At 71.6% G+C, this 26,274-nt stretch carries 26 protein-coding genes; 17 read left to right on the forward strand and 9 right to left on the reverse strand.

Annotated features, from left to right (window positions below):
* Window positions 1-14: 14 nt before the first annotated feature.
* The 3 genes from AQI88_RS34510 to AQI88_RS34520 are packed head-to-tail and all read left to right on the forward strand — an operon-like array spanning window position 15 to window position 2,349.
* On the forward strand, window positions 15-1,169 hold the full coding sequence (locus AQI88_RS34510) for a lipid-transfer protein (RefSeq protein WP_067007112.1): 1,155 nt from the start codon (window positions 15-17) through the stop codon (window positions 1,167-1,169).
* A gap of 2 nt (window positions 1,170-1,171) precedes the next feature.
* On the forward strand, window positions 1,172-1,579 hold the full coding sequence (locus tag AQI88_RS34515; RefSeq protein WP_067007115.1) for a Zn-ribbon domain-containing OB-fold protein: 408 nt from the start codon (window positions 1,172-1,174) through the stop codon (window positions 1,577-1,579).
* Window positions 1,576-2,349 (forward strand): enoyl-CoA hydratase/isomerase family protein, encoded by a 774-nt coding sequence (locus AQI88_RS34520; protein WP_067007117.1) that lies wholly within the window; start codon window positions 1,576-1,578, stop codon window positions 2,347-2,349. The genes AQI88_RS34515 and AQI88_RS34520 overlap by 4 nt, the downstream gene beginning before the upstream one ends.
* A gap of 236 nt (window positions 2,350-2,585) precedes the next feature.
* Here AQI88_RS34520 and afsK read toward each other — a convergent pair whose 3' ends face one another.
* On the reverse strand, window positions 2,586-4,931 hold the full coding sequence (gene afsK / locus AQI88_RS34525) for a protein serine/threonine kinase AfsK (RefSeq protein WP_067007120.1): 2,346 nt from the start codon (window positions 4,929-4,931) through the stop codon (window positions 2,586-2,588).
* 209 nt (window positions 4,932-5,140) lie between these two features.
* Entirely contained in the window at window positions 5,141-5,863 is a 723-nt protein-coding gene (gene kbpA, locus AQI88_RS34530; protein WP_067007123.1) for an AfsK-binding protein KbpA, read from the reverse strand.
* A gap of 134 nt (window positions 5,864-5,997) precedes the next feature.
* On the opposite strand from kbpA, the gene AQI88_RS34535 reads away from it, so the two are divergent.
* Entirely contained in the window at window positions 5,998-6,633 is a 636-nt protein-coding gene (locus AQI88_RS34535; RefSeq protein ID WP_067007126.1) for a TetR family transcriptional regulator, read from the forward strand.
* A gap of 77 nt (window positions 6,634-6,710) precedes the next feature.
* Here AQI88_RS34535 and AQI88_RS34540 read toward each other — a convergent pair whose 3' ends face one another.
* Window positions 6,711-7,163 (reverse strand): Lrp/AsnC family transcriptional regulator, encoded by a 453-nt coding sequence (locus tag AQI88_RS34540; protein WP_067007129.1) that lies wholly within the window; start codon window positions 7,161-7,163, stop codon window positions 6,711-6,713.
* Between the two features lie 82 nt (window positions 7,164-7,245).
* Between AQI88_RS34540 and AQI88_RS34545 the strand changes: the two genes are divergently transcribed.
* From AQI88_RS34545 to AQI88_RS34555, 3 genes are all read left to right on the forward strand, one after another.
* Window positions 7,246-7,866: a LysE family translocator gene (locus tag AQI88_RS34545; protein WP_067007132.1), complete on the forward strand. Its 621-nt coding sequence runs from the start codon at window positions 7,246-7,248 to the stop codon at window positions 7,864-7,866.
* 65 nt (window positions 7,867-7,931) lie between these two features.
* A complete protein-coding gene (locus AQI88_RS34550) occupies window positions 7,932-8,216 on the forward strand; it encodes a hypothetical protein (protein WP_067007135.1) in 285 nt (94 codons plus the stop codon).
* Between the two features lie 393 nt (window positions 8,217-8,609).
* Window positions 8,610-9,068, forward strand: a complete 459-nt coding sequence (locus tag AQI88_RS34555) for a hypothetical protein (protein ID WP_067007138.1) — start codon at window positions 8,610-8,612, stop codon at window positions 9,066-9,068.
* Window positions 9,069-9,080: 12 nt separating this feature from the next.
* On the opposite strand, the gene AQI88_RS34560 is transcribed toward AQI88_RS34555, so the two are convergent.
* Both AQI88_RS34560 and AQI88_RS34565 read right to left on the reverse strand, forming a co-directional pair.
* Window positions 9,081-9,551: a nitroreductase family deazaflavin-dependent oxidoreductase gene (locus AQI88_RS34560; protein ID WP_067007141.1), complete on the reverse strand. Its 471-nt coding sequence runs from the start codon at window positions 9,549-9,551 to the stop codon at window positions 9,081-9,083.
* Window positions 9,548-10,732, reverse strand: coding sequence for an acyl-CoA dehydrogenase family protein (locus tag AQI88_RS34565; protein WP_067007144.1), 1,185 nt, complete (start codon window positions 10,730-10,732; stop codon window positions 9,548-9,550). The genes AQI88_RS34560 and AQI88_RS34565 overlap by 4 nt, the downstream gene beginning before the upstream one ends.
* A 76-nt stretch (window positions 10,733-10,808) precedes the next feature.
* On the opposite strand from AQI88_RS34565, the gene AQI88_RS34570 reads away from it, so the two are divergent.
* The 3 genes from AQI88_RS34570 (at window position 10,809) to AQI88_RS34580 (ending at window position 13,249) form a co-directional block, all read left to right on the forward strand.
* On the forward strand, window positions 10,809-11,978 hold the full coding sequence (locus tag AQI88_RS34570) for a thiolase C-terminal domain-containing protein (protein ID WP_067007147.1): 1,170 nt from the start codon (window positions 10,809-10,811) through the stop codon (window positions 11,976-11,978).
* A gap of 215 nt (window positions 11,979-12,193) precedes the next feature.
* Window positions 12,194-12,532 (forward strand): SH3 domain-containing protein, encoded by a 339-nt coding sequence (locus AQI88_RS34575; protein ID WP_244184455.1) that lies wholly within the window; start codon window positions 12,194-12,196, stop codon window positions 12,530-12,532.
* Between the two features lie 48 nt (window positions 12,533-12,580).
* Window positions 12,581-13,249: a pyridoxine/pyridoxamine 5'-phosphate oxidase gene (locus tag AQI88_RS34580; RefSeq protein ID WP_067007153.1), complete on the forward strand. Its 669-nt coding sequence runs from the start codon at window positions 12,581-12,583 to the stop codon at window positions 13,247-13,249.
* Window positions 13,250-13,259: 10 nt separating this feature from the next.
* Here the strand turns inward: AQI88_RS34580 and AQI88_RS34585 are convergent, their stop codons facing one another.
* Genes AQI88_RS34585 through AQI88_RS34595 form a run of 3 tightly spaced genes read right to left on the reverse strand, consistent with a single transcriptional unit; the run spans window position 13,260 to window position 14,981 of the window.
* Entirely contained in the window at window positions 13,260-14,123 is an 864-nt protein-coding gene (locus tag AQI88_RS34585) for a GNAT family N-acetyltransferase (RefSeq protein WP_067007155.1), read from the reverse strand.
* Between the two features lie 16 nt (window positions 14,124-14,139).
* On the reverse strand, window positions 14,140-14,532 hold the full coding sequence (locus AQI88_RS34590; protein WP_067007157.1) for a Zn-ribbon domain-containing OB-fold protein: 393 nt from the start codon (window positions 14,530-14,532) through the stop codon (window positions 14,140-14,142).
* Window positions 14,532-14,981, reverse strand: coding sequence for a DoxX family membrane protein (locus AQI88_RS34595; protein ID WP_067007160.1), 450 nt, complete (start codon window positions 14,979-14,981; stop codon window positions 14,532-14,534). Before AQI88_RS34595 ends, AQI88_RS34590 begins: the two co-directional genes overlap by 1 nt.
* Window positions 14,982-15,217: 236 nt before the next feature.
* Here AQI88_RS34595 and AQI88_RS34600 point away from each other — a divergent pair, with 236 nt between their 5' ends.
* The 5 genes from AQI88_RS34600 (at window position 15,218) to AQI88_RS34620 (ending at window position 22,592) form a co-directional block, all read left to right on the forward strand.
* Entirely contained in the window at window positions 15,218-16,420 is a 1,203-nt protein-coding gene (locus AQI88_RS34600; RefSeq protein ID WP_067007163.1) for a flavin-containing monooxygenase, read from the forward strand.
* 224 nt (window positions 16,421-16,644) lie between these two features.
* Window positions 16,645-18,774, forward strand: coding sequence for a recombinase family protein (locus tag AQI88_RS34605; protein ID WP_067007165.1), 2,130 nt, complete (start codon window positions 16,645-16,647; stop codon window positions 18,772-18,774).
* A gap of 103 nt (window positions 18,775-18,877) precedes the next feature.
* Complete coding sequence (locus AQI88_RS34610) at window positions 18,878-21,124, forward strand: acetate--CoA ligase family protein (RefSeq protein WP_067007168.1); 2,247 nt, start codon at window positions 18,878-18,880, stop codon at window positions 21,122-21,124.
* Window positions 21,121-21,909: an enoyl-CoA hydratase/isomerase family protein gene (locus tag AQI88_RS34615; RefSeq protein WP_208615985.1), complete on the forward strand. Its 789-nt coding sequence runs from the start codon at window positions 21,121-21,123 to the stop codon at window positions 21,907-21,909. Before AQI88_RS34610 ends, AQI88_RS34615 begins: the two co-directional genes overlap by 4 nt.
* Before the next feature lie 68 nt (window positions 21,910-21,977).
* The gene (locus tag AQI88_RS34620) at window positions 21,978-22,592 is read left to right on the forward strand and encodes a flavin reductase family protein (RefSeq protein ID WP_067007173.1); all 615 of its coding nucleotides are present in this window, start codon (window positions 21,978-21,980) and stop codon (window positions 22,590-22,592) included.
* Window positions 22,593-22,607: 15 nt separating this feature from the next.
* Here AQI88_RS34620 and AQI88_RS34625 read toward each other — a convergent pair whose 3' ends face one another.
* Complete coding sequence (locus AQI88_RS34625) at window positions 22,608-23,657, reverse strand: GlxA family transcriptional regulator (RefSeq protein WP_244184457.1); 1,050 nt, start codon at window positions 23,655-23,657, stop codon at window positions 22,608-22,610.
* Between the two features lie 71 nt (window positions 23,658-23,728).
* Between AQI88_RS34625 and AQI88_RS34630 the strand changes: the two genes are divergently transcribed.
* Complete coding sequence (locus AQI88_RS34630) at window positions 23,729-25,036, forward strand: MFS transporter (RefSeq protein ID WP_079057989.1); 1,308 nt, start codon at window positions 23,729-23,731, stop codon at window positions 25,034-25,036.
* 112 nt (window positions 25,037-25,148) lie between these two features.
* Window positions 25,149-26,273, forward strand: coding sequence for a methyltransferase (locus AQI88_RS34635; RefSeq protein ID WP_067007184.1), 1,125 nt, complete (start codon window positions 25,149-25,151; stop codon window positions 26,271-26,273).
* The last annotated feature ends 1 nt before the right edge of the window (window position 26,274 follow it).

Genomic DNA, 26,274 nt, shown 5'->3' on the forward strand with positions numbered 1-26,274 from the left:
GAGGGGGACGCACCATGGCAGGACCGGGGCTCAAGGACGCCACCGCCATCGTCGGGATCGGGCAGACCGCCTTCGCCAGACACCTCCCGGAGGACGAGAAGACCCTTGCCTGCCGCGCCGTACTCGCCGCCCTGGACGACGCCGGGATCGCGCCCGGCGAGGTCGACGCCCTCGCCTCCTACACCATGGAGGAGACCGACGAGGTGGAGCTGGCGAAGGCCGTCGGGTTCGGGGATCTGACCTACTTCAGCAAGGTGGGGTACGGGGGTGGGGGGTCCTGTGCCACCGTCGCGCATCTCGCTGCCGCCATCGCCGCGGGGCAGGCCACGGTCGGGGTGGCCTGGCGGTCGCGGAAGCGGGGCAGTGGACCCCGGCCCTGGCGCAACACCGCCGCCCAACTGCCCACCCCGGCCCAGTGGACCCGGCCCTTCGGGCTGCTCCGCCCCGCGGACGAGATAGCCATGCTCACCCGCCGCTACATGCACGAGTACGGCGCCACCCGGGACCACCTCTTCAACGTCGCCCTCGCCTGCCGGAACCGGGCCAACCAGAATCCCGCCGCCGTGATGCACGAACGGCCGCTCACCCGCGAGATGTACATGACCTCGCGATGGATCAGCGAGCCCCTCTGCCTCTTCGACAACTGTCTGGAGACGGACGGGGCCCTCGCCTGCGTGGTCGTCAGCAGGGAGCGCGCCAGGGACTGCCGTCGGACCCCGGTCTACGTCCACTCCGCCGCCCAGGGTCTGCCCGCCCAGCACCACGGCATGGTCAACTACTGGAACGACGACCCGCTCACCGGCCCGGCCTGGACCGCCGCCCGGCATCTGTGGAAGCACGCCGACTTCACGCCCGAGGACGTGGACGTGGCACAGATCTACGACGCCTTCACCGCCCTCGTCCCGCTCTCCCTGGAGGGGTACGGCTTCTGCGGGAGGGGGGAGGGCGGGGCCTTCACCGAGCAAGGTGCCCTGGAGATCGGAGGGCGGCTGCCCGTCAACACCGGCGGAGGCGGACTCTCCGAGGCCTATGTGCACGGCTTCAACCTCCTCAACGAAGGGGTGAGGCAGCTGCGCGGCAGCAGTACCGCGCAGGTTCCCGGGGCCGCCACCTGTCTGGTCACGGCCGGGGAAGGCGTTCCCACCTCCGCTCTCCTCCTCAGGAGCTGACCATGCTGAATCCCGTCATCGACACCGACGGCGCCCCCTTCTGGGAGTACGCCGCCCGCGGCGAGCTGCGCGTCCAGGCCTGTGCCGACTGCGGAGAGGCCCGCTTCCCGCCCCGGCCCTGCTGCCCGCACTGCCAGTCCTTCGCGAGCGAGTGGCGGCCGGTCTCGGGGCGCGGACGCGTCTGGTCGTACGTCGTGCCGCATCCGCCGCTGCTGCCCGACTACGCGGAACAGGCGCCGTACAACGTCGTCGTCGTGGAGCTGGAGGAACTGCCCCGGATACGGCTCGTCGGGAATCTGGTGAGCCGTGCCGGGGCGCCGCTCGGCTCCCTTGATCCGCAGCGGGTCAGGATCGGCGCCCGGGTTCAGGTCGTCTTCTGCGACGGGCTTCCGCAGTGGGTGCTGTCGTGACCACGGTCCGCCTCGCGGCCGACAAGGACACCGGCGTCGCCGTCGTCACCCTGAACCGGCCCGAGCGGCTCAACGCCGTCGACGCGGACATGGCCCGGGAACTCGCCGGGGTGTGGCGTGAATTGCGGTACGACGACTCGGTGCGGGCCGTCGTCCTCACCGGGGCCGGAGAGCGGGCCTTCTGCACCGGCATCGACCGGGACTTCGTCGTGCCGCAGCCCTCGTCGCCGTACATGCAGGACGATCCGCTGCTGACGATCGGGCCGAAAGCGAACGGCCTGTGGAAGCCGGTCGTGGCCGCCGTGGCCGGGATGGCCTGCGGGGGCGCCTTCTATCTGCTCGGGGAGAGCGAGTTCGTCGTCGCCGACGGCACGGCCGCCTTCTTCGATCCGCATACGACGTACGGCATGGTCAGCGCCTACGAGTCCGTGCTCATGGCCGAGCGGATGCCGTACGGCGAGGTCGCGCGGATGATGCTCATGGGGACCGCGGAACGGATCTCCGCGCAACGCGCCCACACCATCGGGCTCGTGTCCGAACTCACCGCACCGGGTGCGGCGTTGGACGCGGCCGTACGCTGCGCCACCGTCGTCGCCGGGTATCCGGCGCAGGGCGTGCAGGGGACCGTGCGGGCGCTGTGGGCGGCCAAGGAGGCGGCGCGTGCGCAGGCGTTCGCGCAGGCGCCGCATCTGATCGCACTCGGGAACCTGCCGGCCGAGCGGCAGGCGGAGTTGTTCGCCGGGAGGCGGCGGGAGTACCGGCTGCGCTAGGGCCTGGGCCTCAGGGCCTGAGCCTCAGGGCCTGACGTCGGCCTGCGGGTCCGCCTGGCAGGGGTCGGCCGACGGCAGGAAGGGGTGGGGGTGGTGTGGTGTGTGGGGCGCCTGTTGCAGGAGCCGCCATACGATCCGCCACCTGGCGGGTACTCGGCGCCGGGGGTAGCGTCAGCCCTGAGACGGCCGCCGTCTGGAGCCCTTCCGTGTACACCGGTACGACGGCCGTCACGCCTTCACGCCGTGCGGGCCGTCCCCGTTCCCTTCTCCGCGTCCAGCGCGTACACGCACCGGTCCTTGCTGCACGCGTACACCACCCCGTCCTTGACGACCGGCGAGCCGGTGATCTCGCCGCCCGTGGCCAGCTTCCATCTGAGCCGGCCGTCGTCGGCCTTCAGGGTGTACAGCAGGTGGTCGGTGGAGCCGAAGTGGATGCGGCCCTCGGCGACCGAGGGGGCTCCGACGACGTCGCCGCCGGCCTGGAAGCGCCACTTGGGGGTGCCGGTGACCGCGTCCAGGGTGTAGAGGCCCTTGCCGCTGCCCACGTGGACGTGTCCGGCCGCCACCAGGACCGGCTCGATGGAGGAGCGGGCCTCGGTGGCGATGCGCCAGCGGTCGCGGCCGTCGGTGGCGTCCAGGGCGTAGACCGTGCCGAGGTAGTCGGCCAGGTAGATGCCGCCGCCGGTGACGGCCGGGCCGGGCGCGAAGGCAGGTGGGCACAGGAACACCGCGGGGGCCTCGAAGTGCCAGCGGACCAGGCCGCTCGCCACGTCGATCGCGAGGACGCGGGTGCCGGCGGACACGTAGACGTAGCCGTCGGGGGCCGGGGTGATGCGGACCGGGACGCCGCCGCAGGAGGCCGCGTCGCCGATGGGGTACGACCAGCGCTCCTCGCCGGTGCGGGCCTCCAGGGCGCGCAGGCGGGCCTCCTGCCAGACGTAGACGGTGCCGTCGTGGACGGCGGGGCCCGACTCGGGGGACTCGAAGTCGGTCTGGCAGCCGCTGATCTCCCACAGCTTCTGGCCGTTCGCGGCCTCCCAGGCCTGGACGCCGCCGCCGCGGGTGCCGGTGACGACCGTGCCGTGGTCCGCCTTCAGGGAGTACACCCAGGAGTCCGTGGACAGCCGCCACAGGTCGGTGCCCTCGCGGGCGTCCAGGGCGAAGAGGGTGGGGCCGTCGGAGGCGTGGATGCGGCCGTCGGCGACCGCCATGGACCAGGCGACGTCCCGCGTCTTGAAGCGGCGGCGGCCGGTGCCCACGTCCAGGGCGTGCACCTCGAAGGAGGTGACGTAGACCAGGTCGCCGTCGACGGACGGGGTGCCCCAGACGTCGTTGGACATGCGGAAGCGCCAGGGGCGCCAGCCGCCGGCCGTCTCCGGGGGCAGGGCCGGTACGGGCGGCACGGCGGGGTCGGCGCCGTTGACGCCGGGGCGGGGGCGGGACCAGCTGGCGACCAGGCCGGCCTCCGGCGGGGGTGCCTTGACGGCGGCGGCGCGGGCGTCGGCGACGCGCGGGCCGGGGCCGATGGGCACCTGGGCGCCGGCCAGCCGGACCGGGCCGGTGTCGGGGGCACCCACCGGGCCGGCCGGTGCGGGGGCCGGGGGGTCGTAGGAGGGCGGCGGGGGCATGGCCGCCCGGCCGGCGCTGCGGGGGCCGGACGAGGCGGGGGCGGGCTTGGCGGCGGGGCGGCCGCCGCGGCGGGCCTCGATGAGGCCGACCGCCTTCTCCGGAAGCCAGGCGGAGGCGGTGCCGCTGTCGTCGGAGCCGGAGCCGAAGAGATGGGGGGCGAGCTGGGCCTGGAGGTCGGCGGGGTTGGGCCGGCCGGTGGCCTCCATCTGCATACAGGACTCGATCAGCGGGCGCAGCTCGTCCGGGAGGCCGGTGAGGTCCGGGCCCTCGCGGAGCAGCATGAAGACGGTCTCGACGGGGTTGGCGCCGTGGAAGGGCGGGTGTCCGGTGGCGGCGAAGACCAGCATCGAACCGAGCGAGAAGACGTCGCTGGCGCCGGTGACGCTGCGGGAGTCCTTGGCCTGCTCGGGGGACATGTAGGCGGGGGTGCCGACGGCGACGTTCGTCATCGTCAAACGGGTGTTCGAGACGCCGGAGGCGATACCGAAGTCGATCACCCGGGGGCCGTCCTCGACCACCAGGACGTTGGACGGCTTCAGGTCGCGGTGGACCAGGCCGGCGCCGTGGATGGACTGGAGGGCCTCGGCCACGCCCGCCGCCAGCCAGCGCACGGCCTGGGCCGGGAGCGGCCCGCAGTCGTTCACTATCTCCTCGAGGGAGGGCGCGGGAACGTAGGCGGTGGCCAGCCAGGGCACGGCGGCGCGCGGGTCGGCGTCGACGACGGCCGCCGTGTAGAAGCCGGAGACCGCGCGGGCCGCCTCCACCTCACGAGTGAAGCGGACACGGAAGAGCTGGTCCTCGGCCAGCTCGGTGCGGACCGTCTTGATCGCCACGCGCCGGCCGGATGCCGAGCGTGCCAGATAGACCAGCCCCATGCCGCCGGCGCCCAGCCGGCCCAGCACCTCGAACGGCCCGATCCGCCGCGGATCGTGCTGTGTCAGCTGATCCACCACTTGCCTGCCACCTCCCCGTACGAGCCGCGCCACCACATATGTACGCGACCGAAGTGCAGCGTCTCACCACCGCACCGCCATGGCGGCACGCACCCCGATTCTTCCTGGCCGGGCGGCTGGTTGCGAACCCGGTGAGAAATCAGGGTGTCTCATGCCGAATAGGTCCGAATACGTCTGAATAGGGTCATTTCATCGCCGCGCTACCGCGATCACCGCTGCAGTACCGCGAACGACGCCCCCTGATTGTCGGTGACGACCGCCACTCGTCCGTACGACGTCTCGAAGGGTGGCGCCTGGACCCGCCCGCCGAGCCGCTGCACGGCCCCGAGGGAGTCGTCGAGGTCCGCGACCCGGAAGTGGGTGACGAAGTGCGGGGGCATCTCGGCCGGGAAGACCTCGGAGACGTCCGCGCGGCCGAAGTCGGGCTCGGCGCCGGCGCCGAACAGGGCCTCGTGGAAGAGGTCGCCGTAGAAGGCGTTGGCGGCGGCGGTGTCGCGGGTGTACAGCTCGGCCCAGACGAAGGTGCCCGGCTCGTGCCAGCGGCCGAACCCGGCGTGGCCGCCCGGCTGCCACAGGCCGAACACCGCGCCCTCGGGGTCGGTGACGAGGGCGGCGGTACCGAGGTCGCCCACCGGGAACGGGGCCATGACCACCTGCCCGCCTGCCGCGGCGATCCGCCGGCACAGGGCCCGGGCGTCCGGAGTGGCAAAGGACACCGTCCAGACGGTGGGCATCCGGCCGTCCATCTTGGGGGCGAGCGAGGCGACGGGCTCGTCGTCCAGCAGGGCCCATACGGAGGAGCCGAGAGCGTCCTCGAAGGTCCACCCGAAAAGTTCACCGTAGAACCGCTTGCCCGCCTCGACGTCGGCGAGCTGGGCGTCAACCCAGCAGGGGACGCCCTCTCCGTACACCGATGCCCTGTTTTCGGCCATGCCGTCAAAGTAACCGCGCCGCGCGCACCCCGCAGACCAGCCACACCACCCCCGATACCCCCGTGCACCCCATTTGCAGTCGGCCGAATCGCGCTCCGATCACCCCTCGGTAAGCTGACGGCATGACAGGACAAGTGCGTACCGTCGACGGCCGCGTGGCCGGCCGGCGTGGGCAGGCGACCCGGCAGAAGCTGCTCGACTGCCTCAGCGAGATGCTCAGCTCCTCCCCCTACCGGGACGTCAAGGTCATCGATGTCGCCCGGAAGGCGGGCACTTCGCCCGCGACCTTCTACCAGTACTTCCCGGACGTCGAGGGCGCCGTCCTGGAGATCGCCGAGCAAATGGCCACCGAGGGCGCCGGGTTGACCGAGCTGCTCGAGGGGCGGTCCTGGGCCGGCAAGTCGGGCTGGCAGACCGCTCAGGAACTCGTGGACGGTTTCCTGGAGTTCTGGCGGAAGAACGACGCCATCCTGCGCGTGGTCGACCTCGGCGCGGCCGAGGGGGACAAACGGTTCTACAAGATCCGCATGAAGATCCTGAACTCGGTGAACAACTCCCTCGTGGACTCCATCGCGGAACTGCAGGCCAAGGGCAGGGTCGACAAGGACGTGAACCCGGCCGCGATCGCGGGCTCGCTGGTCGCGATGCTCGCGGCGGTGGCGTCGCACCAGAAGGGCTTCACGTCCTGGGGCGTCAAGCAGGCCGAACTGAAGCCGAACCTGGCGCTGTTGGTCCACCTGGGCGTGACCGGCAAGAAGCCGACCAAGTAGTACCCGGCCCCTTATTTGCGTCCCAAGTCCTGTCTGGCAGGCGGTGGTTCACATGCGGTGAGCCACCGCCTGCGCCGCTATGCGGGCAGCGGCCGGTCCCGCACCACGTGCTTCATCACCAGCGTCGAGGTCAGCCGCTGCACCCCGGGCAGGGTCGCGAGCCGTTCGTCGTACAGCCGCTGGAAGGCGGCGAGGTCGGCGGTGGCCACCCGCAGCAGGTAGTCGGGCTCGCCGAACAGCCGCTGGGCGTCCAGGACGTGCTCCAGCTCGCCGACCGCCCGCTCGAACTCGGCGACCGTGTCCCGGTCCTCCTGCCGCATGGAGACGAAGACCAGCGCCTCGAAGTTCAGCCCGAGCGAGGCGGGGTCCACCAGCGCCCGGTAACCCTGGATGGCGCCGGAGCGCTCCAGCTCGCGCAGCCGCCGGTGGCAGGGCGAGACACTCAGGCGCACCCGGGCGGCCAGCTCGGTCACGGTCAGCCGCCCGTCCTGCTGTAGCTCGGCAAGGATTTTCCGGTCCATGTCGTCCATGAAGAAGATACTTGCTCAGAATCGGCGATCATGGGCAAATTTCAGGAACACTTTCGGGCCATTCACGCCTAATGTCCCCACTATGGACTCGGGACTGCTCTTCTCCTTCCTCGCCGTGGACCTGCTGCTGGTGTGCGTGCCGGGCGCCGACTGGGCGTATGTCATCGCGACCGCCCTGCGCGGCCGCTCGGTACCGCGCGCGGTGGCGGGCCTGGTCTGCGGGTACGCCCTGCACACGGTGCTGGCGGCGGCGGGCCTGGCGGTGCTCGTGGCGGGCTCGCCCCGGCTGCTGACGGCACTGACGGTGGCGGGCTCCGGATATCTGCTGTGGCTGGGCTGGGGCGTCCTGCGCCGTCCGGCCGTCCCGGAGGCGGGGGACGAGACCCCGGACGCCGACCGCAGGCTGTTCCTCCGAGGCGCCACGATCAGCGGCCTGAACCCCAAGGGCCTGCTGCTCTACCTCTCCGTGCTTCCCCAGTTCCTCACCCTGCGGGGCGCCCGTCTGCCCGTACCCGCGCAGACGGCGGCCATGGGCCTGCTCCACATGGCGTGCTGCGCGGCCGTGTACCTCACCGTCGGCGCCCTCTCCCGCGTCCTGCTGGCGGCCCGCCCGGTGGCGGCCCGCGCGGTCACCCGCACCTCGGGCGCGGCGATGCTCGGAATCGGCGCGTTCTTGCTGGTGGAGCGCCTGGCGACGCTGTAGCCAGGCGGGCAATCCTTGCCTGGCCCGCGCACGTATCACCAGGTGAGCCACGAAAGGAGCCCGTCATGACGCTTCTCAAGCGTGCCGCGCTCGCCGTCGCCTCCGCCGCGCTGGTGGCCGGCACCGCGGGCCTGGCCGCCGCCCCCGCCTTCGCAGGCGGCGGCCAGCCGAACCAGTCCTGCGAGGACCAGCCCTCCCGCCCCGGCCAGGCCGAGGCCGCGCCCGGCTCCGCCTTCAACCCCGACGGCACGGCCGGCACCCACTACGCGGGCGAACAGCCCCAGAACTCCAACAACTCACACTCGGTCTCGCAGTACGACGTGGCCTGCGCCCAGGTCTCGATGCACTGACCGGGGACTGACCGAGCGAGGAACCCAGGGCCTGACAAGTGGCGTACGGCGGCCAGGAGGCGAGCAGCACCTTTCAGGCCGCCGCCCGCTCCTTCCCTCCGGCAGCCGGGCGGGCAAGGCAGGCCCACCGTTCCGCGGGGGCTCTGCATTCGGTCGTCTTTTCGAGGCCGTAGGGCCTTCCGCTTACGCAACCGCGCCGACCCTCGCGCAGTCCTCCTCTCCTCCCCCGGCACGGGGGCGATATTCCGGCCGATGGCGTTTTCCGGCCAACTGGTCCGGCCCCCTGGGAAAACCGGCTCCACAAAGATCCCATTCGGCACTTACGGTCAACGACCGCGACCCAAACACCTGGTCGATTCACGACCGTTTCATGCCGAGCAGGAAGAGCCCCCCATGCTGAAGTCCCTGTCGAAGCTGCGCGCAAGCGCCGCTGCCACCGCCGCCCTCGCCGCCGTCGCCGTGGCGGCTCCGCAGGCCATGGCAGCGGAGAAGCCCGCGGCGGCCGCGGTCGCCAACGTGTGCGGAGCCGGATACCACCAGACCGATGCCTGGGCACTGCACACGCCCACGGATCGCGACAAGACGGTGGCGACGCTGTACGCCTACGAGAACGGCGACAAGGGCTGCGCGATCCTCGGCAACAACCAGGGCTCCAAGCAGTACATGTCCCTGAGCCTGTGCAAGTCGGACGGGACCCACTGCGACACGGACTCCGGCATGTTCAGCGAGTACGCCGGGCCGGTGCACGTCGCGGACAAGTTCTGCGCGACCGTGTCCGTGAAGATGGGGCAGAGCTCCAGCAGCCTCTACCTCGAGGTCAAGAACAACCCCCACCTGTTCCTCTGCGACTGAGCGCCCTCACGGCTACCGGCGCGTGAGCCGGAAGAGCCGGATCTCCCGTGTCACCCGCGCCTGATAGGTGGCGTACGGCGGCCAGAAGGCGAGCAGTGCCTTCCAGGCCGCCGCCCGTTCCTCCTCCTCCAGCAGCCGGGCCGTGACGGGGATGTCCCGGCCCTTCCAGCTGATCGAGGCGTCCGGGTGGGCGAGCAGGTTGTGGGTCCAGGCAGGGTGGTCGGTGCGCCCGAAGTTGGAGCCGACGAGGATCCAGCCGCGCCCGCCCTCCTCGGGCATGCAGGCGAGCGGGGTGCGGCGGGCCAGCCCGCTCCGCGCCCCCGTGGACGTGAGGATCACGCCGGGCAGCATCTGTGCGCTGAGCAGCACTTTCCCGCGGGTGAGCCGATGGACGGCCCGGTCCAGCGCGGGGATCACATGGGGCGCCGCCTTCGCGAAGCCCCGCGTCGACGACAGCCTCTGCACCCACCTGACGCCGATCACACGGTCACCTCGTTCCCCTCGAAGAGCCGAGCCGCGTCGGCGGCATGCGCCCGCAGCCGGTGCACGGGCCCGAACAGCAGCTCGTCGCCCGAGGCCCGCTTGAAATACAGGTGGGCTTCGTGCTCCCAGGTAAACCCGATGCCCCCGTGGAGCTGGATCCCTTCGGCGGCCGCGACCCGCAGCGCCTCCAGCGCCTGGGCGAGGGCGAGCCCGCCCACAAGCTCCCCGTGAGCGGTGGCCCAGGCGGCGTAGCAGGCGGCGGACCGCGCCGCCTGCACCTGCACATACACATCGGCGAGCCGGTGCTTCACCGCCTGGAAGGACCCGATGGCCCGCCCGAACTGCTCCCGCTGCTTCACGTACTCGACGGTCTTCTCCAGTGCCCGGCCGGCAGCCCCGACCGCCTCGGCGGCGAGCACGGCGGCGGCGGTGTCCCCGAGTGCGGCGAGGGCGGGAAGCACGTCCGCGTCGGGGGTTCCGAGCAACTCGGCTGCCACGTCCCGCAGTTGGACTCTCCCCTGCGGCCGGGTGGCGTCCAGCGCGGTCTGCCGGGCCCGTACGACCCCCTCGGCGTCCCCCGCGACCAGGAACAGCAGCGTCCGGGACCGGGCGAAGCCGCCGGTGTGCGCGGCGACGACCAGCAGCCCTGCGCTGTGCCCGTCCAGCACCTGGTCGACCTGCCCGTACAGCCGCCATCCCGCCGCGGTGTGCCGGGCCTGCACGCCGCCCGCCCGGCCGCCGCCGGCGGAGAACCCGCTGTTGCCGCCGGTCAGGGCGAGGGCGGCGGCGAGGGCGGGGCCGGGGACGGCAAGGGTGGCGGTGCGGGTTCCGGCGGCGAGGCGGGGCAGCAGCTCGGCACGCTGGGCCTCGGTACCGAGGGCGAGGATCAGCGGGGCCGCGAGGACGGAGGTGGCCGTCAGCGGGGAGGGGGCGAGGGCGCGCCCCGTCTCCTCGCAGGCGAGGGCGAGTTCGGTGACCGAGCAGCCGACGCCGCCGTAGGACTCGGGGAGCGCCAGTCCCGGCAGGCCGAGCTGGTCGGCGAGGGCGGACCACAGGGCGGGGTCGTACCCGGCCGGGCTGTCGACGGCGGCCCGCAGCTCCTCGGCGCCACAGCGTTTGTGCAGCAGCTCGCGCAGGGTGCGGCGGATCTCGTCCTGCTCGGCGGTGAGGCGCGTGTCCATGGCTCTTCCCTCCCGATCTGACGGTCCGTCATATTAGGAGGGCCGGAACGATATGCACAGGGGCAGGAGGCCTCTCATGAATCCCGGGAGCCGGAAAGTCGCCGTGGTCGGCGTGGCCCTCTCCAACTGCGGCCGCGTGGACGACGTGACCCCGTACGCCCTGCACGCCCAGGCGGCCCGCCGCGCCCTCGCGGACGCGGGTCTGGACCGTGCCCTGGTGGACGGCTTCGCCTCGGCGGGCCTCGGCACGCTGGCCCCGGTGGAGGTGGCCGAGTACCTGGGCCTGCGCCCCACCTGGGTGGACTCCACCTCCGTGGGCGGCTCGACCTGGGAGGTCATGGCGGCGCACGCGGCGGACGCGATAGCGGCGGGCCACGCGAACGCCGTCCTGCTGGTCTACGGCTCGACGGCGCGCGCGGACATCAGGGCGGGCCGCAGGACGGGGAACCTGTCCTTCGGCGCGCGCGGGCCGCTCCAGTTCGAGGTCCCCTACGGCCACACCCTGATCGCCAAGTACGCGATGGCCGCCCGCCGCCACATGATCGAACACGGCACGACGATCGAGCAGTTGGCGGAGGTGGCCGTGCAGGCCAGGGCCAACGCGGCCCTCAACCCCGAGGCGATGTTCCGCGAGCCGATCACGGTGGACGACGTCCTGTCCGGCCCCATGATCGCCGACCCCTTCACCAAGCTGCACTGCTGTCTGCGCTCGGACGGCGGCGCGGCGGTCCTGCTGGCGGCGGAGGAGTACGTACGGGACTGCCGTACGGCCCCCGTCTGGATCCTCGGCACCGGCGAGCACGTCTCCCACGCGGCGATGTCCGAGTGGGAGGACTTCACGGTCTCCCCGGCGGCGGTCAGCGGCCGGCTCGCCTTCGAACGGTCCGGGGTGCGCCCGGCCGAGGTCGACTTCGCGGAGATCTACGACGCCTTCACCTACATGACCCTGGTGACCCTGGAGGACCTGGGCTTCTGCGGGAAGGGCGAGGGCGGCGCGTTCGTGGAGAAGGGCCGGCTGCTGGTGCGGGGCGGTGACCTGCCGGTGAACACGGACGGCGGCGGGCTGTCTGCCCAACATCCCGGCATGCGGGGGCTGTTCCTGCTGGTCGAGGCGGTGCGACAGCTGCGCGGAGAGGCCGGGGACCGGCAGGTACGGCGGCGCGACGGAGACCTGCCACGCCTCGGGGTCGCCTCGGGGACCGGGGGGTGGTTCTGCTCGTCGGGGACCGTGATCCTCGGCCGCTGACCGGCCGGTCCTCCGGAACTTACCCCGCTCCCCGGGCTCCCCGGGCTTCGCGGGCTTCGCGGGCTTCGCGGAAACGAACGCCTCGATTGTGTCCCGCTTGTGTAAGGGATCTGGAGGAACTTCTCGGTCGAGCGAGACGTCCGCCGGAGGCGGATCATGCCCCTTTAGGCTTCCTCTTGATCGAACACGTCTCTGAAATCCGAAAGAGGTAAGCCATGCATGCCTTCGGGCGACTTGCGGCAGCAACGGTGTCCGCTGCTGTGCTCTTCGGCGGTCTGGTGGCCATCGCTCCCGCCGCTTCCGCCCTGCCCGCTGCCTGCGCCAAGGACGACACCTTCCCCATACCCCTGAAGGAGACGACCACGGCAAGCGTGAATCTCCGTAAGAACCCGGGGACCGGCTCCGCCTCCCTGGGCCTCCTGGCCAAGGGCACGAAGTTCAGCGGCCGCTGCCTCGCCGCCAAGGGCGGGACGAACTGGACCTACGGCAAGGTGCTGTCCGGGGCCAACAAGGGCAGGTGGGGCTGGGTCATGTGGGAGTACCTGCGCGACTAGGACTCCGCTTCCGGATCACCTTGCAGCCGCCGGGGCGATACTCGCCCCATGGCACACATGGATCTCCACGACATGCTGCGTTCGCTGCGGGTCTGGGCGCCCGAGGTGACCGAGCTGCGTCCCTTCGACCCGGACACCGCCCCGCCGACGCCCCTGCTGCTGTTCACGAGCTGGTTCGCGGAGGCGGTGGAGGCGGGGCAGCCGGAGCCGCACACGATGTCGCTCGCGACGACGGACGACGAGGGCAGGCCGGACGTGCGGATCGTGATGCTGCACGGTGCCGACGCGGAGGGCTGGTCGTTCGCGACGCACGCCACGAGCCGCAAGGGCCGGGCGCTGAACGCCCACCCGTACGCGGCCCTGGCCTTCTACTGGCCGGCACTGGGGCGCCAGGTGCGGGTGCGGGGGCCGGTGACCTCCGCGCCTTCCGAGGAGAGCCAGGCGGACCTGCACGCCCGCTCGACAGGGGCGCTGGCGGCGGCGCTCACCGGACGGCAGAGCGAGGAGCTGTCCTCGCTGGAGGAGTTGAGGCAGGCCTCGGAGGCGGCCTGGGCGAGGGCCCGGGAGAACCCGGCCGAGCCCTCGCCCACGTGGACGCTGTACCGGCTGCGGCCGGAGGTGGTGGAGTTCTTCCAGGGTGACGCCGAGCGGCGGCACGTACGACTGGAGTACCGGCGCAACGCGTTCGGCTGGCACCGCCAGCTGCTGTGGCCGTGACCTCCGCCGCTCAGTCCCCGAACTCCCACACCGCGAAGTCCGCCACGCCCCGGTAGCCGATCCGCTGGTAGAGCCCGTTGCTCGTGGGATTGGCGAGGTCGGTGAAGAGGAGGACCTCGGCCGTCCCGGAGTCCAGGGCGGCTCGGCTGACCTCTGCGGTCGCCGCGCCCGCGTAGCCGTGGCCGCGCAGATGTGCCGGGGTGTACACCGGGGCCACCCGTACCTGGCCGGCCGTCTCCGGGGTCGCCCCGGCCATGGAGACGGGGGTGCCGTCGGGTGTCTCCCAGAGGGTGATGCCGCCGTGGCCGATGCGGGCGTCGGCCCACCCGCCCGGGTCCTGGTTCACGGGCTCCCCGACCTCGGCCATGAACGCGCCGTACCAGCGCACCAGCAGGTCCCGGTCGGCCGGCCCGGCGACCCGTGCCCGGCCTTCGGGTACCGGCTGCGGGACGCTCAACTCCGCGAGTCGGTACAGTCGTTGACGCTTGTGGATCCGGCCCGCGGTGCCGGTGCGCCGCTGCCAGGCCGCCGCGAAGGAGGCCGCCGTGTCCCGTTCGGCGGTGACACCGGTGACCGGGCGGCCGAGGTCCGCCAGCCGGGCCGCCAGCCCTTCGGCCTCCTGCGGGCCGAGCGGGGTGGGATGGACCGGGAAGGGCGGGGTGTGCAGGAGCGTCGCCCGGACCGTGCCACTCTCGTCCTCCAGCGTCCCGAAGAGCGGCGCCTGGTCGCTGTACAGGTGCAGCCCGCGCTTGCGCAGTGCCTGCGTCACCGTCAGCTGCACGGTGTGCAGGTCCGGCCGGGAGCCGAGGAAGTCCCCGGCGCGGGCGAGGAACTCGTCCAGGTCGTGGGTCAGATGCCAGGCGTCTGGATGCATGCCGTCATGATTCCGGTCAGCCGCCCGGCCTGAACACCGGTTTTCCCTCCCGGAAGGCCACCCGCAGGGGCATCCCGGCCGCCAGGTCCCCCGCCCCGCACTCCACCAGCTCCGTCATCATCCGCGGCCCCTCGGCCAGGTCCACCACCGCGGCCACGTACGGGGTGCGGTCGGCGAAGGGCGGGAGGTCGTTGCGGTGGACCGTGGACCAGGTGTAGAGGGTCGCCCGGCCGCTCGCCTCCTCCCAGCTCACCTCCTCGCTCCAGCAGTGCGGGCAGAACTCGCGGGGGTAGTGGTGGGCCCGGCCGCAGGCCCCGCAGCGGCGGATCAGGAGTGTTCCTTCGGCCGCCGCGTCCCAGTACGTCCTCGTGAACGCGTCCACCTCGGGCACGTCGAAGCGGGCGCTCATCAGAACCACCCCACCGCCGCGTCCACCGACCACGTCTGCCACGCCATCCCGAAGAAGCCGGCCAGCGAGATCAGCGCCATCATCGAGTTCTGCCCCTGTTCCGCCCAGTCGTGGATCATCAGGACGAAGTAGAGGGCGTTCAGGACCAGGCCGCCCAGCAGGGCCACCGGGGTCAGGAAGCCGAGGACCAGGCCGAGTCCCAGGGCGAGTTCGGCGTAGGCCACGATGTACGCCATCAGTTTCGGCCGCGGTTTCACCACCGTCTCGAAGCCCGCCCGCACCGGGGCCCAGCGGTGTTTCGCCGCCACGTCCGCCGCCCAGGCGATGCCCGCCCCGCGCTGGAACCAGGCCTTCTTGTCCTTGTGCCGCCAGCTCTCCAGCCACCACAGGCCGAGGCCTATGCGCAGCACCGCGAGCCACTCCGCACCGTCGAGCCAGATCGCGTCCATGACATCTGACGATACGTCAGATGCGCCGTAAAACCCACAGCGAAGCCCGCCTGTGCGTCCCCTGCCGAGGTCTGCGGGTTGCCGCAGGGGCGGCGGGAAGTAGCGCGCCGTGCCATCACAACCAGGACGCCTACGTCACCGATCCCACTCACTCCTCCTACAGGCGTGATCAATCCGCAACCAATTCCGGTCTTGACCGAGACCCATCAACCGGGTGCGTGATTACGCTCGCGCTCATGGCTGACCACCGTCCCCCCTCCGTGCACCTCTCCCCGACCCCCGCCGACCGCCCCGTCTACGTCATAGGCGCCGGTCCCGGCGGGCTCGCCGCCGCATACGCGCTGCGCGCGCGGGGCATACGGGCCGTGGTCCTGGAGAAGGCCGACCAGGTGGGCGCCTCCTGGCGGCGCCACTACGACCGGCTCCACCTGCACACCACCCGCCGGCTGTCCGCCCTGCCGGGGCTCGCGATACCGCGGAGGTTCGGGCGCTGGGTGTCCCGCGACAACGTGGTGCGCTACCTGGAGAAGTACACCGAGCACCACGAGCTGGAGATCGTCACCGGGGTCGAGGTGTTCCGGATCGATCGCTCCCCCGACGGCACCGGCTGGGTACTGCACGCCACTGGAGGCCGCGAACTGACCGGCAGCGCGGTCGTCGTCGCCACCGGCTACAATCACACGCCGCACGTCCCCGACTGGCCGGGCCGCGAAACGTACACCAGCGAGTTCCTGCACGCCTCTGAGTACCGCAACGCGAAGCCGTACGCCGGCCGCGACGTCCTCGTCGTCGGCGTCGGCAACACCGGCGCCGAGATCGCCGTCGACCTGGTGGAGGGCGGCGCCTCCCGAGTGCGGCTGGCCGTGCGCACCGCCCCGCACATCGCGCGTCGCACGGCCTGCGGCTGGGCTGCCCAGTACACAGGTGTGCTGGTACGACGGCTGCCGGTCGGCCTCGTCGACCGGCTGGCGAAGCTGATGGCCAGGCTGAGCGTTCCGGATCTCTCCGGCCACGGCCTGCCCCGCCCCGACACCGGCCTCTACAGCCGGGTCAACGAAGGGTCGATCCCGGTGCAGGACGTCGGCATCATCGACGCCGTCCGTAGGGGCCGGGTCGAAATCGTGGCCGCCATCGAGGGCTTCGAGGACGACAAGGTCCTCCTCGCCGACGGCAGCCGCGTCGGACCGGATGCCACCATCGCGGCCACCGGCTACGTCCGCGCCCTGGAAGACCTCGTAGGCCACCTCGGCGTGCTCGACGCGCACGGCAAGCCAGTCGTCCACGGCGCCCGCACCCCGGCCCACGCGCCAGGCCTCTACTTCCAGGGTTACACCAACCCGCTCAGCGGCATGTTCCGCGAACTAGCCATCGACGCACGCAAAATCGCGAGGGTCATCGCCCAAAACGCTGGCATAGGGCTGTCTCGGCTGCCGGGGTGACGGCCTCACGTCATCCGGCCGTGGGCCAGGCGCGGTACCTGCGCAGGCCGCGGTGGAGGGTTCCGGGTCGGACAGTTCCGTGATGCGCCGGTGCAGAACGGCACCGGCGCCGTACATCTTTGGTCCGCCCACTGACAGCGCGACGCCCTAAGATCTGCGCCACATGGGTGACCCCGGCGGTACGCCACATACCCCGGGGCCTGGCCAGCCACGGAGGGACTGACATGTCCAAGCTTATGCGACGCCCCAACACCGCTACGGTCGGGAGCGAGATCATCGCACTCGGCTACAAACGCTGTTCCAGCGAAGAACAGTTGAAGGGGTACGGACTCGAAGTCCAGGACGACGAGCTTCACGCCTGGGAGGCCGAGAGCCTGCAACACACGCTCCTGGAGGTCTTCTCGGACGAAGGGGTCGGCGGCTCCCTGGATCACCGGCCGGGCATGCTTCGTCTGGAGGCGCGAGCGTGGGAAGGCGAGGCCAACCGCATCGTCGTCCCCAAGGTGGACCGCGTTGGGCGCACCGCCCGAGCCGCCTTCAACTGGGCCTGGCGCATGCAGGATATCGGCATCCATTTCATCGCCATCCAGGAACGGATCGACACCAGCACGGAGCTGGGCTGGACGATGTTCCAGCAGTACGTGTTCTTTTCTGAGATGGAGTGGAACCGCATCCGTCAGCGCACCCTGGACGGGCGGAACAAGAAGATCGAATACGGAGGTTGGCCGGCCGGGCCCGCGCCGTACAGGTACAGGATCGAGGGCAAGGGACAGAAGGGCTCGTTCCTCGTTGTCAACGAGGACGAGGCTCGCGTCATCCACAAGGCCGTCTCCCTCCTCATCGACGACAAGAAGAGTTTCGAGGAGGCTGCTGACGAGCTTAATCGACTGGAGATGTACACGCGCAGCGGCAAGCCCTGGACATGCACGAATCTCTATCAGCGGGTGCACTCCGAGACCTTCGACGGTTACACCACGTACCGCAAGACCAACCGCGGTTGCCGCAAGAAGGCCACCAAGCTCTACGAGGACGGCACGCCCGTCCATGGCGAACCCGTACGTATTGCTGTACCGCAGATCCTCACGGCCCACCGAAACGTGGAGCTGAAGGCCGCGCTCAAGAAGCGGTCCCTGGAGAAGCCACAGAGCGCCGCCCGCACCTACTCACTCAGCGGCCATATCCTCAGCGGCTGCGGAAAGACCTACGTTGGCGGTGGCCGCACGGAACACCGCAGTTACTACTGCCAGGGCCAGCGGCCCGAAGTCGTCATGGAGGACGGCAAGGCAGTGAAGAAGCCGGGGTGCGACTGCACGAATCTGGACGCTGCTGAAGCCGAAAAGGACGTTTGGAACAAGGTGGCGGAACTGGTCCGTGACGAGGATCGCTTGAAAGCCCTGGCAAGCCGGTGGGTCAACACCCTTCCGGGTGACCGGGACAAATATGCCGAGCGGGAGAATAGCCTTACGGCGAGTATCGAAAAGCAGAAGAAGCTGATCGAGGACGCTGTGCCGGAGTACATCAAGGCCGGGATGGAGCCAGCCGTGGCCGTGGCAGCGGCGAAGAAGCTTCAGGAAGAAGTGGACGGCTGGGAGAAGCAGCTGAAGGAAGTGCGGGACTGGTTGGCTGGTTACGACAAGGCGCAGCAGCGAGCCAACGCAATCGTTGCCCTTGCCCGCTCCTCCAAGAGGCGGCTGGCGAACCTGAGCGAGTCCGAGAAGGCCGGGATCTTCGATATGTTCCGGATCGTTGTCCTCCCCGACACACACCGTTTCGTCAAGCGGTCCGGGGCTCCGTGCAAGGTCATCGCCTGGCACCACGAGAGCGGCACTCTCGTGCCGCCGGACGTGACCGAAGCTCAGTGGGGGAGGGCGTGTGAGGTCATCGCCCAGTTCCACGGCCCGAGGCACTTTTCGATGACGAAGCTGGATCTGCGAGTGGCCCTGAATGGGATGCTGCACAGGCTTCGCCACGGCGTGGAGTGGTCACAGTTGGAGAGCTGGGGCAACCCGGAAGCCCTTCGGCAGCGTCAGGGGACCTGGTTCCGCAGCGGAGCTTGGCAGGCGCTCATGGAGCATCTGAGCACCTGCGGGCAGGGAACCAGGGTCTACCAGCACCCGGCCATTCCAACGCTGCATGTGGTGGGAGAGGTCCGTACCGGCGTCCTGGCCCTGTTGGGTGCTACCGAGGCCGACGTCACGGAACTCTCGGATGACGGGTCAGGCTTCCACGACCGGGGCGGCGACGCTCAGCAGAGCGGTGGCTGCGGCCCAGCGTCGGATGGCAGCGGGATTTTCCGGGAGCTGGCGATCGACGCGGAGAAGATCGCCAAGGCGGTGGCCAGGAGACTGGCTTAGCCGTACACAACTTTGCCGTCCCGACCCGTTCCTGACATTGCGTCAGTTCAGTAATCTGACAGTGCGTCAGTTACTTGGCAGTCATGACAGGAGCGGGCGGACGATGCTTGGATCAACCCACGGCACCCTCACCACCGACTCCCGCCGGGCCCGGATCATCGCCTGCGGTGAGCAGCGGCCCGGACCCGCCGTCCACGGCCGGGCCGACCCCCTGGACGGCGGGGACGACGGGGCCGGCCTCGATGTCAGCGGGCGGCCGCTGTACGCGGACGTACCGGATCTGGCGCGGTTCTTCCGGCCCCAGTCGGTCGCCGTGATCGGCGCCTCGGACGCCGAGGGGCGGCCGAACACCGGGATCACCCGACAGCTGCTCACCTGGGCCGAGCGGGTGGGGGCGCGGGTGCACCCGGTGCATCCGGCCCGGCCGTCCGTGTTCGGCGTCGCCTGCTGCGCCTCGGTCGCCGACCTGCCCGAACAGGTCGACCTGGCCGTGCTGCTGGTGGCGGACCCGCTGCCGGTGATCGAGGAACTCGCCGAGACGAAGGTGAAGTTCGCCGTGGCCTTCGCCTCCGGGTTCGCGGAGACCGGGGCGCAGGGGGCCGAGGCACAGGAGCGGCTCGCCGAGGCCGTACGGCGGTCGGGGCTGCGGCTGCTCGGGCCGAACACCAACCTGAACGCCTTCGAACGCTTCCGGGACGACCTGGAAGGGCCCGCCATCGCCCTCATCACCCAGTCCGGACACCAGGGTCGCCCCCTCTTCGCTCTCCAGGAACTGGGCATCAGACTCTCCCACTGGGCGCCGACCGGCAACGAGGCCGACCTGGAGACCTCCGACTTCATCTCCTACTTCGCCGAGCAGCCCGAGGTCGGCGCCATCGCCGCGTACGTCGAGGGCCTGAAGGACGGCCGCGCCTTCCTGCTGGCCGCCGACCGCGCCGCCCGCCGCAAGGTGCCGGTGGTCGCGGTGAAGGTGGGCCGCACCGAGGCGGGAGCCCGTACGGCCGCCACCCACACCGGCAAGCTCACCGGCGCCGACGACGTGGTGGACGCGGCCATGCGGCAGTACGGGGTCGTCCGCGTCGACGGCCTGGACGAACTCCAGGACACGGCTGCCCTGTTGGCGCGGGCGCGGGCCCCGCGGGCCGAGGGCGTCGTCGTCTACTCCATCTCCGGCGGCACGGGCGCCCATGTCGCCGACCTCGCCGCCGGACTGGGGCTGCGACTGCCGACGCTGTCGCCGGACAGGCAGGCCGAGCTGCACCAGTGGATCCCGGAGTACCTGAGCGCGGCCAACCCGGTGGACAACGGCGGGCATCCGGTCGGCGACGAACGCGGCCGGAAGATCATCGACGCGATCCTCGCCGACCCGGAGGTCGGGGTGCTGATCTGCCCGGTCACCGGCCCCTTCCCCCCGCTCAGCGACAAGCTCGTACGCGACCTGGTCGAGGCGGCGGAGGCGACGGGCAAGCTGGTGTGCGTGGTGTGGGGGTCGCCGGTCGGCACCGAGCCGGCGTACCGGGAAGTCCTGCTCGGCTCCTCCCGCGTGGCCACCTTCCGCACCGTCGGCAACTGCCTCAGGGCCGTCGGCGCCTGGCTCGACCACCACCGCTTCGTGAGCGACTACCGCTCCCCCTTCGACGAGGCCCCGCGCACCCCTTCCCCCTCCTTCCGCAAGGCCGAGGCCCTGATGCGGCCCGGTCAGCAGCTCAGCGAACACGCGGCCAAGCAACTGCTGCGCGCCTACGGCATCCGGGTACCGCGCGAGCAGCTGGTCACCAGCGCGGCGGCGGCCGTACGGGCGGCCGGGCAGGTCGGCTATCCGGTGGTGATGAAGGCGTCCGGCGCGCAGATCGCCCACAAGACGGAACTGGGTCTGGTGAAGATCGGTCTCACCTCGGCCAGCCAGGTCCGGGACGCCTACCGCGAGCTGACCGACATCGCCCGCTACGAGGGCGTCTGCCTGGACGGCGTGCTGGTGTGCCAGATGGTCGAGCAGGGCGTCGAGATGGTCGTCGGCATGACGCACGACGACCTCTTCGGGCCGACGGTGACCGTCGGGCTCGGCGGAGTCCTGGTGGAAGTGCTGCACGACGCCGCCGTACGGGTGCCGCCGTTCGGCGAGGAGCAGGCCCGCGACATGCTCGCCGAACTGCGCGGCCGGGCCCTGCTGGACGGCGTCCGGGGCCGCCCCCCGGCCGACCTCGACGCCCTCGTGGAGGTGGTCCTGCGCGTCCAGCGCATTGCGCTCGAACTGGGCGGCCACCTGGCCGAGTTGGACATCAACCCACTGATGGTGCTGCCCCGCGGCCAGGGCGCGGTGGCACTGGACGCGCTGGTGGTGTGCCGATGAGCGAGCCGGTACGGCAAGAGGTCCGCGACCACGTCTCGTACGTCACCCTGGACCGCCCCGAGGCCCTCAACGCCCTGACACCCGCGCTGCGGGACCGCCTGATCGGACTGCTGGAGGAGGCGTCGGCGTCCCCGGACATACGGGCTGTCGTCCTCACCGGCACCGGACGCGGCTTCTGCGCGGGCGCTGATCTGCGGGGCGGGGCGGGGGGCGGGGAGCGCATCCCGGGTGACGTGTCCCGCACCCTGCGCCTCGGCGCCCAGCGGCTCGTCCGCGCCGTGCTGGACTGCGAGAAGCCGGTGATCGCCGCCGTGAACGGCACGGCGGCCGGCCTCGGCGCGCACCTCGCGCTCGCCTGCGACCTCGTCCTGGCCGCCGAGTCGGCCCGTTTCATCGAGGTGTTCGTACGGCGCGGCCTCGTACCGGACGGCGGCGGGGCGTACCTGCTCCCCCGGCTGATCGGCCCGCACCGCACCAAGGAGCTGATGTTCTTCGGGGACGCGGTCCCGGCGGCGGACGCGGAGCGGATGGGCCTGGTCAACCGAGTCGTTGCGGACGGGGACCTGGAGAAGACGGCACGGGAGTGGGCGACCCGCCTGGCCACCGGACCGACGCGCACCCTGGCCCTGACCAAGCACCTGCTGAACACCTCCCTCGACACCGACCGCGCCACGGCCTTCGCGGCGGAGGCGGCTGCCCAGGAGATCAACATGACGACGCAGGACGCCGGGGAAGGACTGCGGGCGTTCGTGGAGCGGAGGAGCCCGGAGTTCAGGGGGCGCTGAGAGGTGCGCCGGAAGTCGGGCCCGCACCCCTTCTCATCTGACACTTCGTCAGTTTCAATGGAAGCGTGATGGGACACGCAGGGGCGGCGGCAGCCGCCGTCCGATACCTCAGGTCGGTGCCGGGCCCGGAGCCCGTGGAGGCGCTCCCGCGCCCGGAGCTGCGGTGCGTCCGGGAGGACGAGCGGGCGCCGGTGGACCAGGCCGAGTTCCGGCGCGTGCTGGGAAACTTCGCGACGGGGGTGACCGTGATCACGGCACCGCCCTGCGACGCTTCGGGCTCCCCCGCCGGCTTCGCCTGCCAGTCCTTCTCCTCCCTCTCCCTCGACCCGCCCCTGATCTGTTTCATGGCCGGCCGCACCTCCACGACCTGGCCGCGCATCGCCCGCGCCGGCGTCTTCTGCGTCAACGTCCTCGGCGCCGACCAGGGCGAACTGTGCCGGGCCTTCGCGGTGAGCGGCGCGGACAAGTTCGCGGGGGTGGCCTACGACGCGGCCCCCGTCTCCGGGGCACCGCGCCTGGCCGGTGCCGTGGCCTGGATCGACTGCACGATCCACGCCGTGCACACCGGGGGCGACCACCTCATCGTCGTGGGGCGGGTGGACGCACTGGGGGCCGCCGAGGAGGGGGATCCGTTGATCTTTCATCGGGGGCGGTTCGGGCGGCCGGGCAGGGCCACGCCCTGAGGGCGAGCACCGCCCTCACCCCCGGCTCCCCACCTCGCCCCACCGCTCACCGGACCCGATGACCCCCGTCCGGAAGGTCCGCCGGTAGGCCGTCGGTGTCACCCCGAGCGCCTGCTGGAGGTGCTGGCGCATCGACTGGGCCGTGCCGAAGCCCGCGTCGCGGGCCACGCGGTCGACGGAGAGGTCGGTGGACTCCAGGAGGTGGCGGGCGCGTTCGACGCGCTGCTGGGTGAGCCACTGGCCCGGGCTGATGCCGACCTCCTCGCGGAAGCGACGGGTGAAGGTGCGCACCGACATGGCCTCCTGCTCGGCCATGTCCCGCAGCTGGATCGGCTCGTGCAGGCTGCCGAGGGCCCAGGCGCGGGCGCTGGTCGTGGTGGAGAGCTGCGGGTCCGGGACGGGGCGGTGGATGTACTGGGCCTGGCCGCCGTCGCGATGGGGCGGGACGACCGTGCGGCGGGCCACCTCGTTGGCGACCGCGGTGCCGTGGTCGCGGCGCACGACGTGCAGGCACAGGTCGATCCCGGCGGCCACTCCGGCCGAGGTCAGCACGTCCCCGTCGTCGATGAACAGCACGTCCGCGTCGACCTTCACCCGCGGGAACATCCGCTGGAAGCGCTCGGCGTCCGCCCAGTGCGTGGTCGCCGGCCGGCCGTCGAGGAATCCGGCGGCGGCCAGGACGTACCCGCCGGTGCAGATGGAGGCCAGACGGGTGCCGGGCCGGATGCGGCCGAGCGCTGCGGCCAGTTCGTCCGTCAGCCTGCCCTCCTCGTAGACCGGGCCGAGTTCGTACGACGCCGGGACGATCACCGTGTCGGCCGTCTCCAGGGCCTCCGGGCCGTGCAGGACGTGCACCTCGAAGTCGGCGTCCGTCTCGACCGGGCCGGGCGGCCGGACCGAGCACGTCACCACCTCGTACAGGTGCCGGCCCCGGGCATCCTTCGGGCGCCCGAAGATCCGGTGCGGGATGCCCAGCTCGAAGGGGAGCAGGCCGTCCAGTGCGAGGACGACGATCCGGTGCGGACGGAAACCCTGGCCGACCGTCATGGCCCGATCCTCAGTCATGGCCCGATCCTAGCGAATACTGTCCTTCGGGCCACTCGATGCGCGAGGCCGGGACAACGAGGCTCTATGACGTGACTCAGACAACCGAAGCCGCAGCTCCTGCCCAGGCCCCGCCCGCCCGGCGCCGCCGCGTGCACCGCGCCTGGTTCGTCGCCGCCGTCACCTTCGTCACGATCATCGGCGCGGCCGCCTTCCGCTCCCTGCCCGGCCTGCTCATCGACCCCCTGCACCAGGAGTTCGGCTGGTCGCGCGGCACGATCAGCGCGGCCGTCTCCATCAACCTCGCGCTCTACGGCCTCACCGCCCCCTTCGCCGCCGCGCTGATGGACCGCTTCGGCATCCGCCGCGTGGTCGCCGTCGCGCTGAGCGTGATCGCGCTCGGTTCCGGCCTGACCGTGTGGATGACGGCGGCCTGGCAGCTGCTGCTGTGCTGGGGCCTGCTGGTGGGCCTCGGCTCGGGGTCCATGGCGCTGGCGTTCGCCGCGACGGTCACCAACCGGTGGTTCACCGAGCGGCGCGGCCTGGTCAGCGGCATCCTCACCGCCGCCTCCGCCTCCGGCCAGCTGATCTTCCTGCCGCTGCTGTCCTGGCTGGTCGAGGCCCACCGCTGGCGCCCGGCCGCCGTGACGGTCGCCCTGGCCGCCCTCGCCGTCGTCCCGTTCGTCTGGCTCCTGCTGCGCGACCACCCCGCCGACGTGGGCCTTGCGCCGTACGGTGCCAGGGAGTTCGTGCCCAAGCCCGCTCCTGTCACCGGAGCCGCCCGCCGCACCCTCACGGTCCTCGCCTCCGCCGTGCGCACCGGCCCCTTCTGGCTGCTCGCCGGCACCTTCGCGATCTGCGGGGCCTCCACCAACGGCCTGATCCAGACCCACTTCGTGCCCGCCGCCCACGACCACGGCATGCCCGTCCGGGCGGCGGCCTCGCTGCTGGCGGTGGTCGGCGTGTTCGACGTCGTCGGCACGATAGCCTCCGGCTGGCTCACCGACCGCTTCGAACCGCGCCGTCTGCTCGCCGTCTACTACGCCCTGCGCGGCATCTCGCTCCTGTTCCTGCCCATGCTGCTGGGCCCGGCGGTCCACCCCCCGATGGTCTTCTTCATCGTCTTCTACGGCCTCGACTGGGTGGCCACCGTCCCGCCCACCCTGGCCCTGTGCCGGGAGCAGTACGGCGAGGACAGCGCCATCGTCTTCGGCTGGGTGCTCGCCTCCCACCAGGTCGGCGCGGCCCTGGTCGCCTTCCTCGGCGGCATCGCCCGTGACGTCTTCGGCTCCTACGACATGGTCTGGTACGCCTCCGGCACCCTGTGCGCGGCGGCGGCGTTGATGGCACTGGTGATCAGGCGGAGCCCGACGGCCCCCGCACTGGCCGCCGTATCCTGAACGCACCTGAACTCACCTGAAAGGCAAGGGATGTCCGTGACACTCGGCATGGTTCTCGGCGACGTGGTCCTCGTGCCCGCCCACGTCGGATCATCATCACGAGGAGCATGTCGTGTCCGCCACGTCCACGGTCCACTGGACCGAGGAGACCACTTCCCTTTCCGCCCGCTGGCACTCTGAGAGCGCACTGCCCGCTCCCCGGCGGGTCGTCGTCGCCGACGACCGTACGAGCGCCGTCACCGCACACCGACTGGCCTGCGAGGGCACCGGACTGCTGTGGCGGGGCGACTTCCATGGCGCCCGCCAACTGCTGCGCGCGCTGGAGCGCCGCATCGACCGCAAGGCACCGGGCCCGGGGCCGACCCCGGCCGAGACCTTCCGCCTCCAGCGCCGCTTCCGCGCCCACCGAGCCCGGGTGCTCGGCAGGCTCCTGCTCCTCCTGGAGCAGAACCACACCCTGACCCTGCGCCGCGCCCCCGACGTCCGCACCGCCTGCACCGACGCCTACGGCCCGCCGGCCGGGCCCACCGTCGTACCCCTCCGGGAACTGCTGGGCGTGCTCGGTGCCCGCCAGTGGCGGGAGAGGGGAGTCGAGGTCCCGGCCCTGGGCGGCGCCCGCATCCACCCGCACTACGGCGTCTTCGCGCCCGTGCGCGGCGAGTACGTGGACCTCGTAGCGCAGGCCTCCCTGCCCGCTGGAGCCACCGCCTTCGACCTCGGCACCGGAACCGGCGTCCTGGCCGCGGTCCTGGCCCGGCGCGGCATCGAACGGCTCACCGCGACCGACCTCAGCGCCCGGGCCCGCGCCTGCGCCCGGGACAACCTGCACCGCCTGGGCCTGGCCGACCGGATCACCGTCACCGGCCCGGACCTCTTCCCGCCCGGCCGCGCCCACCTCGTCGTCTGCAACCCGCCCTGGCTCCCGGCCCGCCCCACCTCGACCCTCGAACAGGGCGTGTACGACCCCGGGGGCACGATGCTGCACGCCTTCCTCTCGGGCCTCACCGATCACCTCGAACCCGTCGGCGAGGCCTGGCTGGTCCTCTCCGACCTGGCCGAACACCTGGGCCTGCGCACCCGCACCGAGCTCCTCACGGCGATCGACACGGCGGGCCTACGGGTGCTGAGCCGCACCGGGACCCGCCCCCGACACCCACGAGCGGCCGACTCCGCCGACCCGCTGCACGCGGCCCGGGCCGCCGAGGTCACGTCCCTGTGGCGGCTGGCTCCCCGCTGAG

Origin of the sequence: Streptomyces cellostaticus (genome assembly GCF_001513965.1) — a bacterium.
GTDB lineage: Bacteria > Actinomycetota > Actinomycetes > Streptomycetales > Streptomycetaceae > Streptomyces > Streptomyces cellostaticus.

What these genes read in the sequence shown, in the direction of transcription:
- AQI88_RS34510 (WP_067007112.1), top strand. Translation starts at nt 15, where the DNA reads ATGGCAGGACCGGGGCTCAAGGACGCCACCGCCATCGTCGGGATCGGG.
- AQI88_RS34515 (WP_067007115.1), top strand. Translation starts at nt 1,172, where the DNA reads ATGCTGAATCCCGTCATCGACACCGACGGCGCCCCCTTCTGGGAGTAC.
- kbpA (WP_067007123.1), bottom strand. Translation starts at nt 5,863, where the DNA reads ATGGCCGAAAACAGGGCATCGGTGTACGGAGAGGGCGTCCCCTGCTGG.
- AQI88_RS34540 (WP_067007129.1), bottom strand. Translation starts at nt 7,163, where the DNA reads ATGGACGACATGGACCGGAAAATCCTTGCCGAGCTACAGCAGGACGGG.
- AQI88_RS34545 (WP_067007132.1), top strand. Translation starts at nt 7,246, where the DNA reads ATGGACTCGGGACTGCTCTTCTCCTTCCTCGCCGTGGACCTGCTGCTG.
- AQI88_RS34550 (WP_067007135.1), top strand. Translation starts at nt 7,932, where the DNA reads ATGACGCTTCTCAAGCGTGCCGCGCTCGCCGTCGCCTCCGCCGCGCTG.
- AQI88_RS34555 (WP_067007138.1), top strand. Translation starts at nt 8,610, where the DNA reads ATGCTGAAGTCCCTGTCGAAGCTGCGCGCAAGCGCCGCTGCCACCGCC.
- AQI88_RS34565 (WP_067007144.1), bottom strand. Translation starts at nt 10,732, where the DNA reads ATGGACACGCGCCTCACCGCCGAGCAGGACGAGATCCGCCGCACCCTG.
- AQI88_RS34570 (WP_067007147.1), top strand. Translation starts at nt 10,809, where the DNA reads ATGAATCCCGGGAGCCGGAAAGTCGCCGTGGTCGGCGTGGCCCTCTCC.
- AQI88_RS34575 (WP_244184455.1), top strand. Translation starts at nt 12,194, where the DNA reads ATGCATGCCTTCGGGCGACTTGCGGCAGCAACGGTGTCCGCTGCTGTG.
- AQI88_RS34580 (WP_067007153.1), top strand. Translation starts at nt 12,581, where the DNA reads ATGGCACACATGGATCTCCACGACATGCTGCGTTCGCTGCGGGTCTGG.
- AQI88_RS34585 (WP_067007155.1), bottom strand. Translation starts at nt 14,123, where the DNA reads ATGCATCCAGACGCCTGGCATCTGACCCACGACCTGGACGAGTTCCTC.
- AQI88_RS34590 (WP_067007157.1), bottom strand. Translation starts at nt 14,532, where the DNA reads ATGAGCGCCCGCTTCGACGTGCCCGAGGTGGACGCGTTCACGAGGACG.
- AQI88_RS34595 (WP_067007160.1), bottom strand. Translation starts at nt 14,981, where the DNA reads ATGGACGCGATCTGGCTCGACGGTGCGGAGTGGCTCGCGGTGCTGCGC.
- AQI88_RS34600 (WP_067007163.1), top strand. Translation starts at nt 15,218, where the DNA reads ATGGCTGACCACCGTCCCCCCTCCGTGCACCTCTCCCCGACCCCCGCC.
- AQI88_RS34605 (WP_067007165.1), top strand. Translation starts at nt 16,645, where the DNA reads ATGTCCAAGCTTATGCGACGCCCCAACACCGCTACGGTCGGGAGCGAG.
- AQI88_RS34610 (WP_067007168.1), top strand. Translation starts at nt 18,878, where the DNA reads ATGCTTGGATCAACCCACGGCACCCTCACCACCGACTCCCGCCGGGCC.
- AQI88_RS34615 (WP_208615985.1), top strand. Translation starts at nt 21,121, where the DNA reads ATGAGCGAGCCGGTACGGCAAGAGGTCCGCGACCACGTCTCGTACGTC.
- AQI88_RS34620 (WP_067007173.1), top strand. Translation starts at nt 21,978, where the DNA reads ATGGGACACGCAGGGGCGGCGGCAGCCGCCGTCCGATACCTCAGGTCG.
- AQI88_RS34625 (WP_244184457.1), bottom strand. Translation starts at nt 23,657, where the DNA reads ATGACTGAGGATCGGGCCATGACGGTCGGCCAGGGTTTCCGTCCGCAC.